Annotated in this window: 2 protein-coding genes; both read left to right on the top strand. The window is 42.3% G+C overall.

Annotated elements, in window-relative coordinates; all coding sequences use genetic code 11:
* A partial coding sequence (locus tag AC1DUW_RS28885; protein WP_477644197.1) for a M28 family peptidase occupies window positions 1-441 on the top strand: 441 nt, incomplete at its 5' end.
* Between the two features lie 410 nt (window positions 442-851).
* The coding region (locus AC1DUW_RS28880; protein WP_477644196.1) for a CapA family protein at window positions 852-1381 on the top strand (530 nt) is incomplete at its 3' end.

The following is a 1381-nucleotide window of genomic DNA, read 5'->3' as shown; positions in this document are numbered from 1 at the left end:
GAGGATGTAGACCGCATGGTGGCTCACTTCCAAATGGATATGATAGGCGGACGTGATGCTGGCGAGGATAATCCTGCAGGTGGTTTGATTATGTATACCATTGATGGAATGAAAAACCTTGTGACGGACCTGGGTTCCTCAGCAGGGGCCAGAACGATGGATGTTGCGATTCCTTATGGACAGCTGGGCAGGAGTGACCACCAACCATTCCATGAGCTTGGCATTCCATCCGCCTTGTTTATCCATTCCCCTGTAGAGCCTTGGTATCACCAGCCTACAGATACACTGGATAAGATATCGAAAGAAAAATTGCAGCAAGCAGCTGAAATTGTCGGTGCCAGTGTGTATCAAATTGCCCGTCCGGAAACTCCGGCATTAACAAATGCACGTGTAGCTCCTGGCACGGTAGACTATGATTTTGATGACCGTCCGGTAGATTAAATACTTCATTGTACAGAATTACGAGATTAATAATGGATCTTGGAGAAAATCAGGAGGGCAGCTGTGTAGTTTACAGATGCTCTCTTCTTTTTATCGGCCAGCGCCTCGTGCTTAATTTTTTCACTATTTCTAAGCTCTAAGTCTAGTGAAAATCCTATATGAAATATGTAATAAAACATACATGCTTATCCAACTCCAATACCATTCCCACTGTAAATACTCACAGATACGGTAGGCATATCAGAGATAGCAAGCACATCTGACATAGCAACACATGATATGTCTAAGTTTTTTCCTATTTCGTACTCTGTTTCAAACGAATGAAGTGTTCATTTTAAATATCAAATAGATATTTTTGTTGTTATTTCCTAAAAACACTCTACTATAATAGTAGGGAGGTAGCATTTGCCATGAAAAGAATACTAGTGTTTCTAGCTACATTTATGTGTTTGTTATGGTTCCTTGCGCCATTTGTAAAAGGTCAATTTCAAGAGGAACCAAAAGTCTCGGAAACAAAGGCTGAGAATAAAAAGAAACTTAAAGCCGAAAACGCTTCATCTCACGCTCATACACCTGTTCCGAAACAAAAAGTAACGGCAGCAACCATAGGCGCTGGGGGAGATATTTTAATTCACGATAGGGTGTATATACCCGCCCGCAAGTCAAACGGCTCGTATGACTTTAATCCGATGTTCCGATTTGTGAAGCCCTATCTGGGAAAAACGGATATTACGGTGGCTAATCAGGAAACGATGATTGGCGGGAAAGAAATAGGGCTTTCCTCATATCCTTCCTTTAATTCACCAGTAGAGGTGGGAGATGCTCTAAAGGCAAACGGGGTTGATCTCGTGACAATCGCCAATAACCATACACTTGACCGAGGAGAAAAGGCCATTTTGAATGCGCTTAACCACTGGAACAGTATTGGGATGCCTTATAC

This window comes from Peribacillus sp. P4_C12 (assembly GCF_056402095.1).
This window is presented reverse-complemented; position numbering and strand designations above follow the sequence as displayed.